Source organism: Pseudomonas sp. 8209 (assembly GCF_028682105.1).
Lineage (GTDB): Bacteria > Pseudomonadota > Gammaproteobacteria > Pseudomonadales > Pseudomonadaceae > Aquipseudomonas > Aquipseudomonas palmensis.
Genome location: NZ_JANIAH010000001.1, coordinates 25,635 through 39,242, shown reverse-complemented (window position 1 = coordinate 39,242; position 13,608 = coordinate 25,635). Strand labels below are relative to the sequence as shown.

The 13,608-nt window shown below is 67.1% G+C and carries 13 protein-coding genes; 4 read left to right on the top strand and 9 right to left on the bottom strand.

From position 1 onward, the window contains the following. Positions 1-402: 402 nt before the first annotated feature. A complete protein-coding gene (locus NP552_RS00155) occupies positions 403-915 on the top strand; it encodes a DUF4880 domain-containing protein (RefSeq protein ID WP_043863965.1) in 513 nt (170 codons plus the stop codon). Between the two features lie 48 nt (positions 916-963). Beyond that, a complete protein-coding gene (locus NP552_RS00150) occupies positions 964-2,112 on the top strand; it encodes a M14 family metallopeptidase (RefSeq protein ID WP_210014728.1) in 1,149 nt (382 codons plus the stop codon). A gap of 105 nt (positions 2,113-2,217) precedes the next feature. Here NP552_RS00150 and NP552_RS00145 read toward each other — a convergent pair whose 3' ends face one another. Beyond that, a complete protein-coding gene (locus tag NP552_RS00145) occupies positions 2,218-2,673 on the bottom strand; it encodes a winged helix-turn-helix transcriptional regulator (RefSeq protein ID WP_104572531.1) in 456 nt (151 codons plus the stop codon). Positions 2,674-2,769: 96 nt separating this feature from the next. Between NP552_RS00145 and NP552_RS00140 the strand changes: the two genes are divergently transcribed. After that, positions 2,770-3,984 (top strand): MFS transporter, encoded by a 1,215-nt coding sequence (locus NP552_RS00140; protein WP_078481709.1) that lies wholly within the window; start codon positions 2,770-2,772, stop codon positions 3,982-3,984. Here the strand turns inward: NP552_RS00140 and NP552_RS00135 are convergent. From NP552_RS00135 to NP552_RS00105, 7 genes are all read right to left on the bottom strand, one after another. Then, on the bottom strand, positions 3,948-4,886 hold the full coding sequence (locus tag NP552_RS00135) for a Csu type fimbrial protein (protein WP_100632862.1): 939 nt from the start codon (positions 4,884-4,886) through the stop codon (positions 3,948-3,950). The two genes, NP552_RS00140 and NP552_RS00135, sit on opposite strands and share 37 nt — an antisense overlap. Before the next feature lie 47 nt (positions 4,887-4,933). Beyond that, a complete protein-coding gene (locus tag NP552_RS00130; RefSeq protein ID WP_116055334.1) occupies positions 4,934-7,174 on the bottom strand; it encodes a fimbria/pilus outer membrane usher protein in 2,241 nt (746 codons plus the stop codon). 168 nt (positions 7,175-7,342) lie between these two features. Beyond that, on the bottom strand, positions 7,343-8,128 hold the full coding sequence (locus NP552_RS00125) for a fimbrial biogenesis chaperone (protein WP_078481711.1): 786 nt from the start codon (positions 8,126-8,128) through the stop codon (positions 7,343-7,345). A 45-nt stretch (positions 8,129-8,173) separates the two neighbouring features. Beyond that, positions 8,174-8,671 (bottom strand): Csu type fimbrial protein, encoded by a 498-nt coding sequence (locus NP552_RS00120; RefSeq protein ID WP_043863969.1) that lies wholly within the window; start codon positions 8,669-8,671, stop codon positions 8,174-8,176. Between the two features lie 3 nt (positions 8,672-8,674). Next, positions 8,675-9,208, bottom strand: coding sequence for a Csu type fimbrial protein (locus tag NP552_RS00115; RefSeq protein WP_043863970.1), 534 nt, complete (start codon positions 9,206-9,208; stop codon positions 8,675-8,677). 16 nt (positions 9,209-9,224) lie between these two features. Then, on the bottom strand, positions 9,225-9,758 hold the full coding sequence (locus NP552_RS00110; RefSeq protein WP_043863971.1) for a Csu type fimbrial protein: 534 nt from the start codon (positions 9,756-9,758) through the stop codon (positions 9,225-9,227). A gap of 28 nt (positions 9,759-9,786) precedes the next feature. Next, positions 9,787-10,314, bottom strand: coding sequence for a Csu type fimbrial protein (locus NP552_RS00105; protein ID WP_078481712.1), 528 nt, complete (start codon positions 10,312-10,314; stop codon positions 9,787-9,789). A 215-nt stretch (positions 10,315-10,529) separates the two neighbouring features. Here NP552_RS00105 and zapE point away from each other — a divergent pair, with 215 nt between their 5' ends. After that, positions 10,530-11,648: a cell division protein ZapE gene (gene zapE / locus NP552_RS00100; protein WP_167400187.1), complete on the top strand. Its 1,119-nt coding sequence runs from the start codon at positions 10,530-10,532 to the stop codon at positions 11,646-11,648. Between the two features lie 3 nt (positions 11,649-11,651). On the opposite strand, the gene NP552_RS00095 is transcribed toward zapE, so the two are convergent. Then, the gene (locus NP552_RS00095; protein ID WP_054914393.1) at positions 11,652-13,541 is read right to left on the bottom strand and encodes a propionyl-CoA synthetase; all 1,890 of its coding nucleotides are present in this window, start codon (positions 13,539-13,541) and stop codon (positions 11,652-11,654) included. Between the last annotated feature and the right edge of the window lie 67 nt (positions 13,542-13,608).

Genomic DNA, 13,608 nt, shown 5'->3' with positions numbered 1-13,608 from the left:
GTTCAACGACCAGGCACAGCGATGCGGAATTTTTTGCTGGATAACAGAAAATTCATTTGACTTGAAAATGAGAACGATTATTATTGCAAACAACTGGTCGCGAGACTGGTTGGATAACTGAAAGCCCTTAGGTCGGACTCTCAGATTATCTCCTCATCAGGCTAATCACGGTTTTTGACCCGGCTTTTTGCCGGGTCTTTTTTTTTGGCTCTTCAGGCTAATGAAGGCGGGTGGTGCTTGAATGGCAGCGATGATAGCAAATGTATGTCTCGATATGTAACCCCGAGGCAAGCCTTTGCCGATTCAGCACTTGAGAATCAATCTCATGTAGATTAAGCTGTCGCAGCGTCAGGGAAGACGCCCCCTTCTCTTCAGTCGTTTCTTTCTGCAAGGAGCTCGTACATGACCCGTCTGTTGCTGCCCCTTGAACACCATCACGATAGCGCCGACCTCGGCGAAGATGCCCTGCTCGTGCGCCTGAAAAAGCTGCCACGCCGGGTACAGCAGGTGTTCCTGCTCAATCGCCTCGATCAACTGTCGTTCGCCGCCATCGCCCAGCGCCTGGACATCGGCGCACCGACCGTGGAACGGCACATGGGCCAGGTACTGCAGGCCGCCCTGCCGGTGCGCAGCGCCTCCAGCACTGCGGCGGCGCAATGGTATGTGCGCCTGCAGAGCCCGGACATCACCGCCAGCGAGCGCATCGACTTTCGCCGCTGGCTGGATGCCGCCCCCGAACACCTGCATGCGTTCCATGCCACCGAACTGCGCTGGCGCAACCTGCTGGCACCGGCCCGGCAACTGGGCGATGGGCACTGGTATCGCCAGGCCTGGGCCGGTGTTTCGCTGGGAGGCTGCTCGGTGGCGCTCGGCCTGGGGTTGGCAGCGGCGCTGGCGATCGGTTTCTGGTCGTGATCCAGGGGTGTAGAGTGGTTGGCACAACAACTCTACCGGAGCCTGGCCATGACCGTGACGCTGTCCCCCGTTAGCATCGATTGCGCATTCGATGCCGGCAACATCCTGCTCGTCGATGCCGGCAACCCGTCCCGGATTCACCTGAACATCCGCCCCGACACCCACAGCGGGCATTTCCAGTGGTTTCACTTCAAGGCCAGCGGGCTGACGCCCGGGCATACCCACGCCTTCAGCCTGGACAACGCCAGCCAGTCGTCCTATAGCGCCGCATGGGAGGGCTACCAGGCGGTAGCGTCCTACGACCAGCAGAACTGGTTTCGCGTGCCGACCCGCTACGACGGCAAGGCCCTGCACTTCAGCCTTGAGCCCCGCGAAACACAGGCCTGGTTCGCCTACTTCGAGCCCTACCCGCGCGCGCGGCACAATCAGCTGATCGAACGCGCCAGCGCCTTGCCGGGCGTCGAACTGCTGGCCACCGGGCGCAGCGTCGAAGGGCGCGATATCCCGTTGCTGCGGGCGGGCGACGGGGGCGCGGGCAAGCGCAAGCTGTGGATCATCGCCCAGCAGCACCCCGGCGAGCACATGGCCGAGTGGTTCATGGAGGGCGTGATCGACCGCATACAGGGTAACGATGCCACCGTGCAGGCCCTGCTGGCGGTCGCCGACCTGTACCTGATCCCCAACATGAACCCGGACGGTGCCGCTGCCGGGCACCTGCGCACCAATGCCAGGGGCAAGGACCTCAACCGCGCCTGGCAGGATGCGAACATCGAACACACCCCTGAGGTGCTGTTCGCCCAGCAGCAGATGAAGCTGTATGGCGTGGACCTGTTCCTGGATGCCCATGGCGATGAGGAAATACCCCATGTGTTCACGGCCGGATGCGAAGGCAACCCGGGCTACACGGATCGGATCGCGGCACTGGAGGAGCGTTTTCGCAGCACCCTGTGCAGCGTGACCCGGGACTTCCAGACCACCCACGGCTACCCGCGCAGCAAGCCTGGGCAGGCCAACATGACCCTGGCATGCAATGCGGTGGGCCAGGCGCATGACTGCCTGTCGCTGACCCTGGAGATGCCGTTCAAGGATCACGACGACGCGCCCGATGCGGTGACCGGCTGGTCGGGTGAACGCTCCAAGGCGCTGGGCAGCGCAGTGATCGACACCTTGGCGAAGCTGGTCGCAGAACTGCGCTAGGGCTGACGCACCGCCGCCCCGCAGCGCTCCCCATCGCGGTTCAAGCCCGCCCCCACAAGGCTTGCAGTGCCCTGTAGGAGCGGGCCTGACCCGCGATGAGGCAGGTCAGCCCGGCGGCGGCCCCGCCACCCGCACACAATCATCCGGCCCCAGCACCCGCCCATCCGCCGCTCGCAGCTGCAGCGGGCCCACCGGCGCCCCGCTCTGGCGGTCCACCAGCACCGAATGCGCCTCGCCAGGCTGGTAGAAAAACGCCTCGCCCCACTGGCGCAGCCCCACGATCAAGGGAAACAACCCGCGCCCCTTCTCGGTCAGCACGTACTCCTGGTACGCGCTGCCATCCGACGCCGGCACCAGCTCCAGAATCCGGTGCTCCACCAACTGGCGCAAGCGCGAGGCCAAAATGTTCTTGGCCATGCCCAGGTTGCGCTGGAACTCGCCAAAGCGGCGCAAGCCATCAAACGCATCACGCACGATCAACAGCGACCACCAGTCACCGATCGCGTCCAGTGACCGGGCCACCGGGCATTCGGCATCTTGCAGGCGGGTACGCTGAACCATGGTCGCTCTCGGCAGGCTGAAAAAAGTAGTTGCAATATAAAACCGGTCCTCTCAGCATACAACCAGTTTCATTATGCAACCACATAGGATATCGCCATGCCCGCCTCCCCTGCGCCCCGGCTTTCGCCGTGGCTCGCCCTGCTGTTCTCCGTCGCCTGCGCACTGGCGGTGGCCAACGTGTATTACGCCCAGCCACTGCTGGACGCGATGGCCCGCGACTTCGCCATCGACCCGGCGCTGGTGGGGCTGGTGGTGACCCTGACCCAGGTGGGCTACGGCCTGGGCCTGATACTGCTGGTGCCTCTGGGCGACCTGTTCGAGCGGCGCCGGCTGATCGTGCTGCAGTCGCTGCTGTCGGTGCTGGCCCTGCTGATGATCGCGCTGGCCACCAGCAGCGCCTGGCTGTTTGTCGGCATGGCCCTGACCGGCCTGTTGGCGGTGGTGGCGCAACTGCTGGTGGCGCATGCCGCCAGCGTATCGGCCGACACCGAACGCGGGCATGTGGTGGGCATGGTCACCAGCGGTATCGTGATCGGCATCCTGCTGGCCCGCACCCTGTCCGGGGCGATGGCCGATCTGGCCGGCTGGCGCTCGATCTACGCCCTGTCGGCAGCGCTGACCCTGCTGATGACCCTGCTGCTGTGGCGCGTGCTGCCCGCACACACGGCTGCGCGCCCCAACACTGGCTACGGCGCGCTGCTGGTGTCGTTGTGGCAACTGGTGCGCGAGCAGCCGGTGCTGCGCCAGCGGGCCCTGCTGGCGATGCTCAGCTTCGCTTCGGCCATGGTGCTGTGGACCCCGCTGGTACTGCCCCTGAGCGCCCCGCCGCTGTCGTTGTCGGCAACCGAGGTGGGCCTGTTCGGCCTGGCCGGCGCAGCCGGGGCGCTGGCCGCCGCGCGTGCCGGCGGGCTGGCCGACCGTGGCCTGGGGCAACGGGTCAGCGGCCTCTCGCTGCTGCTGATGATCGGTTCGTGGGGCGCCATCGCCCTCACCCAGCAATCGCTGTGGGCACTGCTGCTGGGGGTGGTGGTGTTCGACCTGGGCCTGCAGGCGCTGCACGTGGCCAGCCAGAGCCTGATCTACCGCCTGCCGGCCGATACTCACAGCCGGCTCACCGCCGCCTACATGCTGTTCTACTCCATCGGCAGTGCACTGGGCTCGCTGGCCTCGACGCTGGCCTACGCCTGGGGCGGCTGGCTGCTGGTATGCGTGCTGGGCGCGGGGTTGAATGTGCTGGCACTGGGGTACTGGTGGCGCACCGTGCGCCAGCCGGCTCAGAACTGCACGTCGAGTATCACGCTGTCCAGGTAGTCGCCGGCCGGCGGCGTGGCCTGGTCGGTGTAGACCCTGGCGTTGTAGTTGAACACCTGGCTGCCGGCCGCGCTGCCACTGCCATTGCCGTTGCCCGGGTTGATGTCGGCGTCGCTGCTGGCGCGCCGCGCACTGCTCAGGCTGCCCCAGCGCACGCCCCCGCCACTCTTGAAGATGTCATAGGCCAGGTAGTTGCCGGCGCTGGACTTCATGCGCCGACGCCCGCCTGCCACGTTCTGCCCGTCATCCAGCCCCACCGTGTAGGCACTGCCTTTGGTACAGGCCAGGTTGACGTTCTGGCTCACCGTGGCGAACCCGCTGACCACCGGCGCGCTGCCGAACACGATGTTGGGCGAGCTGATCTGGCAGTCGTTGGTGACGGTCAGGTTGATGGTCAGGGTGGTAGTGGCGTTGAACACCTGCCGCCCCAGGCAGGCGCTGCCCAGACCCAGCCCCCAGCAATAGTCGATGCTCCAGGCCACGGTGAACGTCTCCTGGTACAGGCCGGCCGCCACGTTGCTGGTCATTTGCGTGCGCAGGTAGATGGGCACGGTCTTGGGCGAGGTGCCGCCGAGCAGGCCCAGGGCATCGATGATGCCGTTGCGCGCAAAATCGTAGGGCTGGCCCCGGGTGATCGGGTAGCTGGTGCTGTTGTTGGCGTACAGCGTGTAGAGGATGACGTCGCCGGTGGGGCCCACCAGCCCGGTGGTGCCGTTGTTGGCGGTGAAGGTGGCCTTGAAGGAGTCATCCGAACGCAGCAGGGTCAGCAGCGAACCGGTGCAGCTCAAGCCGGCACTGGGCGCCGTGGTGGTCTGCACCGTGGTGCGTATCAGGGTGGAGTTGACCAGGCCGAAAGTGGCCGGCGTGGTTGCCAGCACCTGGCACAGCGCCTGGGCGCGCATGCCGGCCAGCAGTGCCAGCAGCGCAAGCAGCCCCGTCAGCCGGCGCTTCACTGGCACACCAGCGGGCCGATCAGCGGCACCTGGTCGGCCTGCGCCTTGAGCTCGAACTGCACCCGGCAACTGCCGCCTCCGGCCAGTTGCACCACCAGGCTGTTGTGTTCGCTCAGGTCCTCCAGGTACACCAGGCCATCCCAGCCCACCACCGCCAGCGCGCCGCTCTGCTCGTGGCGTACCTGGCTGCCCACGGCCAGTTCGTTGTTGCCGGCATCCACCAGCACCACGCTGGCGGCCAGTACCCGGCGCAACGGAAATTCCAGCAGGTAGCCGGCGCCGCGCCTTACCGCCACGCGCTGCTCCACATTCGGCGAGCGCACATCGGGGGGCAGTTCCAGCGGGTCGATCTCGTACTTGCCGCGGTAGTAGCCGCTGCCGTAGGGCACCAGCAGGTGCCCCTGGCTGTCGGTGTGCCCCACCACCTGGTTCTCGTAGCGCACCGGCACATCGGCAAAGCCTTCGGTGCTGACCAGCACGAAGGCGTCGTCGATGCGATTGGCCGCGAACACCCCGGCGTCCATCAGCACCACCGAGCCGCTGGCGTCGGCCCAGCGGGTCATGTTGTCGCTGCTGCCGTACACCCCGGCCTGCAACTGCACCGATTGCAGGCGCCAGGTCAGGTCGGCCTGACGGTAGGTTTCACGGTCGCCGCCGGCATAGCCCAGGTTGAACCCCACGCCGCCCTGGGCGGGTACGGCGCGGCTGTAGTTGACCCGCTGCAGGTTCTCGCCCTGCTGGTTGCGCTCCAGGCTCAGGGCCAGCGTGCCGTGCAGGTCGAAGGGCACCACCACCTGCGCCTGCACCGCCCACTGGCTGTCGTCCAGGTCGCGGTTGGCCGACAGGTACAGGCTGCTGTTGCCCCACAGCGGCTTGCTCCAGCTGAGGTTGAGCAGGCGCGTGCGCGAGTTGTCGGCGGCGCGCACATCGAAGTAGCCCGCCCCCAGGCTGCCATAGCGTTGCAGGTTGAGGCTCAGGGTGACCTGCTCGCTGCGCTGGCTGAGGCGGATATACGGGCTGTCGACCAGCGACAGGTCGGCGTAGTCGCCATGACGCTCCAGGCGCTGGTAGTTGAAGCCCAGCCAGCGGTTGTTGTACTGGTAGCCCAGGCTCAACTGCTGGCCACTGCGGCCTTCGAAGCGGCTCTGGCTCAGCGCCGTGTTGAGCACGCCGAAGTTGCCCACCCGCAGGTTGCCGCCCAGCCCGCCCAGGCCCAGGGACCCGGCCGCCTCGGCATGGCTTTCCAGCGTGAAGTAGTCGGTCAGGCCATAGCGCAGGCTGCCCGCCGCAACACCGGGGCCGTAGGCAAAGTCGCGCACGGCATAGTCGCGGCGCAGGGCGCCGGCCGCCACCGAGAAGTCCGCCAGCCCCTGTTGCAGCAGGCTGCTGGTGACGTAGAACGGCAACGTGGTCGAGACCTGCCGGCCAAGGGCGTCGGTGGTCACCACCACCGCCTCGCCGGCACCGTTGATGAACGGCACGTTGGTCAGGGTATAGGGGCCTGGCTGCAGGTCGGCACTGGCGCTCTTGTAGCCATTGATGAACAGGTCCACCGACGAGGGCACCGCGGCTTCACCGGCGAAGGCCGGCAAGGGGTAGGTCACCAGGTCCGGGCGCACGGCAAAGTCCCGCGACAGCTGCACCCCGCCCACCCGCACCGAGCTGGTCCAGGGCAAGGCGCCGGTCAGCACATCGCCGGCCTCGAAGGTCAGCAGGCGCGCCTCGTCGGTGTAGCGCCAGGTGGTGTCGTACCGCCGAAAACCTTCCTGGGCGCCTTCGTAGCCTGCCCCGCCGAGGCGCTGGCGCCACTGCCCGGTGGTGGAGAAGGTGCCCCAGCTGTCGAACACCCGCAGTTCGTTCCAGGCTGCCAGGTAGGTGCCCCCCTCATCGGTGTCGTTGAAGTAGGCGTCGTAGTTGAGCAAGGCGCCGAAACTGCTCAACGCCTCGCCGGCCGGCCCCAGCGAGCGCTCGCCGATACGCTGGTTGGGCAGCCACGCCGCCGGCACCTGCACCAGCAGCCGCTGGTTCTGGCTGTCGTACTCGCTGTGCAAGCCATCGATGGCGTCCAGCGCCAGTTCCGGGCCGGGCTGCCCGGGCAGTTGCACGCCCGCCGCCTGCAGGTCGGCGGTGGCCATGTACAGGCGCCCGGCCCGCTGGTGCACCAGCACCACGCTAGCGCTGCTCATCTGGTTGACCACCAGTTCCAGGTACAACGGCGCATCGGCGACAGCCTCCATACTCGCAGGGGGTGGCGGCAGTTCGCCTGCGACCGCGCTGCCCGCCAGCAGCACCGCCAGCGTCACGCTGCGGGTGCAGGCCAGAGAAGTACTCACGCACGCCGTCCCACCATGTCCGGGTCCTCCCTGGCCCCTGCTCCATCTTCATGCGCCCTTGAGGCGCCGGGCTCAGTGGCCCTGGTTGATGGTCTGGGGCGGCTCGGCCCCGTTGACGCGCCCTTTCAGCACACTGGCCGCCGAGGCTGCTGCAGGTGCCGGCCAGCGCATGCTCGCGCCGGGCAGTACATAACCCAGCAAGCCGTCGACCAGCGGCTTGCTCTGGGCGCCCTGCTGCATCACCACATCGGTGAGGCGCGCATGCACCGGCCCCACGTTGCGGATCTCGACGAAGGGCTTGCCCTGCTGCGATACCTGTCGCCAGCTCAGCAACGGCGTGCCCACGCCCGCTGCATCACGCTTGCCCTCGGCGTCCGGCTTGCTCCACAGCCCCTGGCCGTAGACGAACAATGGCACCGAGTAGCGCATCTGGAAGCGGATCTGCGCCTGGGAAGTCTGCGCATCGCTGGCCGGCAGGGCGGGTGGGATTTCGTCGATGATGATGCGGTAGGCCTGTTCCTGGCCGGCCGGCGACTGGCCGGTGCGGGTCAGGCGAATCAGCTGTTTCTCACCCGGCTTGATGGTCGCTACCGGCGGGCTGCCGATGATCTCGCGCTGGGGCTGGAACTGGTCGTCATACCCGTCCTGGCGCCAGGCGAACACCCTGACCTGCAGGTTCGCCGGGGTGGTGCCACGGTTTTCCAACCACAACGCCCCGGCCTTCTGGTCGGCCTCCAGCACCGGGTCGATCGGCCAGATCAACACCGATGTGGCCGCCTGGGCGCCCCCTGCGCCGAGCAAGGCGCCCACCAGCAGCCACTTGCCCATCCCTTGCCATCCACGTGCGTACAGCGCCATGCACCCTCTCCTTTGGCTTGTTCCGATACAACCCCGGGAGCGCACTCACCAGGACAACACCACTTGCACCACGTCGGTGTAGGTGCCCGCCGGCAACACGCCGGGTAACTGGGCTTGCGCATACACCGGCAGCTTGATCGCCGTCGGATCGCTGTAACTGACCGCCACGAGCTGACCGATGCCCAGCACCTGGGACAAGGCCGCGTCGCGGTACAACTGATAGGCCACCAGCGAGGTACCGCTGGTGCGCTTGAGGTTGCGTACCCCGTTGTTGTTCAGGCCACCGTCGACGCTCATCTTCAGGGCCACCCCGGGCGTGCATTGCAGGGTCACCGTGGTGCCTGCCAGCTGGGTGTTCACGCTGGCGGCGCCGAGCGCCGGACGGGTGCCGAAGTCCAGGGTGCCGTAGTTGCTGGCGCCGCCCACCACCAGGCAACCTGCCGCAATCGTTGCGCTGACCTGAAGCGTGCTGGTGAGCGCGGCATCCAGCGGCATGGGCACTGCCCAGGCCAGCACCGCAAGGCCACCGAGCAACCGGCGCATGACCTAGAAGCTCAGCTCGACCGCCACCGTGTCGGTGTACACCCCTGGCGGCAGCGACGGCTTGCCCACGGCGCGGCCGTACAGGTTGACGGTCTGCGCCACCCCGGTGCTGGTGGCGAGGGTGATGGTGCCGTTGATTGCCAGCAGATTGGTGTGCCCGGCATCGGTATAGAAGTCATAGGGCACGTAGTTGGTGCCCATGGCCAGCGCGCGGCTGCCACCGGTGGTGGCCGCGTCATGCGCGCCTGCGCCCACCTTCACCACCGGCGTGGCACCGGGCGAACACAGCACACTGATGGCGCCGCCACCACCGGTGCCGATCACCTGGGCGCTGGCCTCGGTGAACAGGGCAATCTGCGAGCCGAAATCCAGGTTACCGAAGTTGACCCCGGTGGTGGCGGTCGAACCGTTCACCTGACAGGCCGCGGTCAGGGTCAAGGTGGCGTTGATATTGCCCGTGACCGTGGCCGCCTGGGCCTGGCTGGCAAGGGCCAGGCCAAGCCCGGCGAAGAGTATGCGTGAGACGTTGGGATGCATGAGTCACTCCTTGTTGTTACCAGTCCAGGGTCACCATCAGGGTGTCACGGTAGATGCCGGCCGGCAGCGCCCTGGGGTGTGCCACCACGGCGCCGTAGATCGGTATGGGGATTTGCGCAGCGCTGCTGATCGAGAAGTTGCGCTGCTGGCCGATGCCGTAGCGCACTGCACCGCTTGGATCGGCCGCCAGCTGGTAGGGGATGAGCTCGCTGCCGTTGCGCAGGCGGCGCACGCCGTTGGCATCGTTGCTGCCGCCATTGATGCTCACCGTGAAGGCCCGCACCGAGGGGTTGCAGCTGACCTGCAGGGTGCCGCTGCCGCCGGTCTGGTCGAGGTTGGCGCTCAGCGGGCGGGCCCAGCTTGGCCCCTGGGTGCCGAAGTCCAGCAGGCCCAGGCCGCCACCGGCCGGGCTGTCGTCCGGCACATTGCTGATCTGGCAGGCTGCGCTGATCACCAGGCGTGCCTGGATATGCCCGCTGAGGGCGGCATTGGCCATCGGACACAACAGCAAGGGCCCGAGGCTGATCAACAGAATCTGCGATGTCTTCATGCTGCCAGTTCCTTTAGCACGCACAGGGTCACCAGGTGACGGTCACCTTGAGCAAGTCCGAGTAATGGCCGACACGGGGCACCTGGGCCAGGGTGTCGATGCGGGCGTACAGCGGCAGTTCCACCGACCCCGAGTCGGGTACGCGTGCATGCTGGGCGATGTTCACCGCCAGCGGAGTGCGCCAGGCCGGGTCCTGGTAGAGGCGGTACGGTATGGGACGGGCCTGTGGCGTGTCGCTGGCCAGGTAGCGCACCTCGCCGACGCCGCCATGCTGGCCGCCATCGACCTTTACCTGGTACAGCGTATCGGGGTTGCATTCCAGACGTGGGGGGCGTTGTTGCAGCAAGGCGCCGGTCAGCGGGCCTTGCGGATCGTCCAGGCGCGCGGTACGGCCGAAGTCGAGCAGGCCCTGGGCCTGGGCGCCGGCATCGCGGGTCTGGTGCACCAGCTGGCAACCGCGCTGTACATCCACGCGAACTTCCACCAGAAAATCTGCGGCGGCGGCAGCGTCTGCGACAACCAGCCCGAGCAGCGCAGCCAGAGAGCGTCCCTTCACCGTTACCCTCCTTGCAATGCAGGATCCATCTGTTCCAGAGGGTAGCAGCCGAAGAAAAACCTGCCAGCAAGCTCGGAAATGTATAGGCCGCGTACAAGAACCTTCCTACATGACCTGCCAGGCACGACATGACTGGCAGCCCAACCCCCTATTCGGTACATTAGCGCCGCCCACTCAGCCGGCCCCTGTGCCCGGCACCCCCAAGGAGCCTGAGATTGACCGCCTTACCGCCGTCCTGGATCCGTTCGCCGCTGCGCGCCCTGCGCCAGCGCCTGGCTGCCCGTGCACACCCGCCGGCCAAGCGCCTGGCGGCTGTTGAAGTCGATGAATTCTTCCGACGAAAGGCCGATGAGCAGGGCTATACCTTGAGCCACGGCCAGCAGCGGGTGATCGCCTGCATGGCCGAGCAGGCCGCGCACCTGGCTGACGGCACGGCGCGCAGCCTGTACCTGTACGGGGCGGTGGGACGGGGCAAGAGCTGGCTGCTGGACGGCTTCTTCCAGTCACTGGAGCATCCGCACAAGCGCCGCCTGCACTTTCACGATTTCTTCGCCCAGTTGCACGAGGGCATGTTCCGCCATCGCCAGCAGGACGATGCGCTGGGCGCGACCCTGGACGAGCTGCTGCAAGGCTGCCAGGTGCTGTGCTTCGACGAGTTCCACGTGCACGACATCGGCGACGCGATGCTCATCACCGGCCTGTTCAAGGCGCTGTTCGAGCGCCGCGTGTTCGTGCTGCTGACCTCCAACTACCCGCCTGCCGGGCTGCTGCCCAACCCGCTCTACCACCAGCGCTTCGAACCGGTGATCCGCCTGATCGAGGCGCACATGCAGGTGCTTGAAGTGGGCGGCGAGCAGGACTACCGCAGCCACCCGGCCTCCGGCAGCCAGCAGCGCTTCACCCAGGGTCACTACCTCTGGCCCGGCAGCCCGGCGCAGCGCCATGCCGCCGGCCTGGATCAGGCCGGCGCCCCGGTAAGGCTGCAGGTGGGCAAGCGCTCGCTGCACGCCCTGTTCAGCCAGGAGCGCGCGGTAGGCTTCAGCTTCGAGGCGATCTGCGAACAACCCACGGCGGTGATGGACTACCTGGAGCTGGCGCGCCGCTACGACCACTGGGTGATCGAGCACCTGCCGGACCTGGCGCAGTGCTCGATGGCGGCGCAGCAGCGCTTCATCAACCTGGTGGACGTGCTGTATGACCAGGACAAGCACCTGGTGCTGGTCGGCCAGGCCTCGCTGTGCGAAAGCCTGGGCGGCAGCGCCATCGACCTGGCCCGCACCCGCAGCCGGCTGGGCCAGCTCAATGTGCTGGGCCCGGTAGCCTGCCCGGGTTGACCCTCAGCTGGCCCGCGCCAGGCTGGCCAGCACCCCTTCTATCTCGGCCAGCACGGCCGGGTCGTCCAGGGTCGAGGGCGGGGTGTAGGGCTGGTGGTCGGCGATCTTGCGCAGCACCGCCCGCAAAATCTTGCCCGAGCGGGTCTTGGGCAGGCGCTTGACCACCCGCACCTGGTTGAAGCAGGCCAGCGCGCCGATCTGCTCGCGCACGCTGGCCACCAGTTCGGCCTGCAACTGCTGCTCGCTCAGGCTGACCCCGTCCTTGAGCACCACCAGGCCCAACGGCACCTGGCCCTTGATTTCGTCGCGCACCCCCACCACCGCGCACTCGGCAATCGCCGGGTGGCGCGCCACCAGGTCTTCCATCTCGCCGGTGGACAGCCGGTGCCCGGACACGTTGATCACGTCATCGGTGCGCCCCATGATGTAGACGAAACCGTCCTCGTCGAGGTAGCCGCCATCGCCGGTGTGGTAATAGCCGGGGTGGCTATGCAGGTAGGCCTGCAGGTAGCGCGCATGGTCGCCCCACAGCGTCTGGCTGCAGCCGGGCGGCAGCGGCAGTGCGATCACGATGGCACCCTGCTCGTTGGGGCCCAGAAGGTGCCCGTCGTCGTCCAGCACGCGCACGTGGTAACCCGGCACGGCGCGGTTGCTCGAACCCGGACGCACCCCGCAACCCTCCAGCCCGACGCAGGGCGCGGTCACCGGCCAGCCGGTTTCGGTCTGCCACCAGTGGTCGTGCACGGCCTTGCCGCTGGCCGCCTCCAGCCATTGATGGGTGCTGGAGTCGAGTTTTTCCCCGGCCAGGAAGATCTGGCGCAGCGAGCTCAGGTCATGGCGCTTGAACAGCTCGCCCTGCGGGTCTTCCTTGCGGATTGCGCGCATGGCCGTGGGTGCGCAGAACAGCCCGTTGACCCGGTACTGCTCCACCACGCGCCAGTAGGCGGCAGCGTCCGGGGTGCGGATCGGCTTGCCCTCGTAGAACACCGTGGTGCAGCCGTTCATCAGCGGCCCGTAGACGATCAGCGAGTGCCCCACCACCCAGCCCACGTCGGAGATGCCCCACCACACATCCCCCGGCTGCATGCCGTAGATATGGCGCAGGGCAAAGCGCAGCGCCACGGCGTTGCCGCCGTTCTCACGCACGATGCCCTTGGGTTTGCCGGTGGTGCCGGAGGTGTACATGATGTACAGCGGGTCGCCTGCGGCCAAGGCCACCGGTGGCACCGGGCTGGCCGCAGCCACTGCCGCCTGCCAGTCCAGGTCGCGGCCTTCGCGCAGCTCGGCGCGGGCCTGCGGGCGCTGCAGCACCAGCACCTGGCGCGGCTGGTGGGTGGCCAGTTGCAGGGCCTTGTCCACCAGCGGCTTGTATTCGATCACGCGGTCGAACTCCAGCCCGCAGGAGGCGGTGAGCAGCAGCGCAGGCCGCGCATCGTCGATGCGCAGGGCCAGCTCGTTGGCGGCAAAGCCACCGAACACCACCGAATGCACCGCGCCGATGCGGGCGCAGGCCAGCATTGCCATGGCCGCCTGCGGCACCATCGGCATGTAGATGATCACCCCATCGCCCTGCTTCACCCCCAGCTCGCGCAGCAGGCCGGCCAGGCGCGCCACCTCGTCGCGCAGTTGCACGAAGGTGTAGGTCTGGCGGGTGTCGGTGACGGGCGAGTCGTAGATCAGTGCGGTCTGCTCGCCACGGCCCTGCTCTATCTGGTGGTCGAGGGCCAGGTAGCAACTGTTGAGTTGCCCGTCGGCAAACCACTGGTGGGTGCCGTCGGGGTTGGCCACAAGGGTCTGCGCAGGCTTGCGGTACCAGGCCAGGTGGTCAGCCTGTTCGGCCCAGAACGCGGCGGGGTCGGCAATGGAGCGGTCGTAGCTGTGCTGGTAAGTCATCGATCGGTAACCCTGAACTTTGTTGTTATTAAAAGGGCGAATATCGAGTATGGACGCCAATTGCGCG

What these genes read in the sequence shown, in the direction of transcription:
- NP552_RS00150 (WP_210014728.1), top strand. Translation starts at nt 964, where the DNA reads ATGACCGTGACGCTGTCCCCCGTTAGCATCGATTGCGCATTCGATGCC.
- NP552_RS00125 (WP_078481711.1), bottom strand. Translation starts at nt 8,128, where the DNA reads ATGGCGCTGTACGCACGTGGATGGCAAGGGATGGGCAAGTGGCTGCTG.
- NP552_RS00120 (WP_043863969.1), bottom strand. Translation starts at nt 8,671, where the DNA reads ATGCGCCGGTTGCTCGGTGGCCTTGCGGTGCTGGCCTGGGCAGTGCCC.
- NP552_RS00110 (WP_043863971.1), bottom strand. Translation starts at nt 9,758, where the DNA reads ATGAAGACATCGCAGATTCTGTTGATCAGCCTCGGGCCCTTGCTGTTG.
- NP552_RS00155 (WP_043863965.1), top strand. Translation starts at nt 403, where the DNA reads ATGACCCGTCTGTTGCTGCCCCTTGAACACCATCACGATAGCGCCGAC.
- NP552_RS00135 (WP_100632862.1), bottom strand. Translation starts at nt 4,886, where the DNA reads ATGCGCGCCCAGGCGCTGTGCCAGGTGCTGGCAACCACGCCGGCCACT.
- NP552_RS00140 (WP_078481709.1), top strand. Translation starts at nt 2,770, where the DNA reads ATGCCCGCCTCCCCTGCGCCCCGGCTTTCGCCGTGGCTCGCCCTGCTG.
- NP552_RS00130 (WP_116055334.1), bottom strand. Translation starts at nt 7,174, where the DNA reads ATGGAGGCTGTCGCCGATGCGCCGTTGTACCTGGAACTGGTGGTCAAC.
- NP552_RS00095 (WP_054914393.1), bottom strand. Translation starts at nt 13,541, where the DNA reads ATGACTTACCAGCACAGCTACGACCGCTCCATTGCCGACCCCGCCGCG.
- NP552_RS00145 (WP_104572531.1), bottom strand. Translation starts at nt 2,673, where the DNA reads ATGGTTCAGCGTACCCGCCTGCAAGATGCCGAATGCCCGGTGGCCCGG.
- NP552_RS00115 (WP_043863970.1), bottom strand. Translation starts at nt 9,208, where the DNA reads ATGCATCCCAACGTCTCACGCATACTCTTCGCCGGGCTTGGCCTGGCC.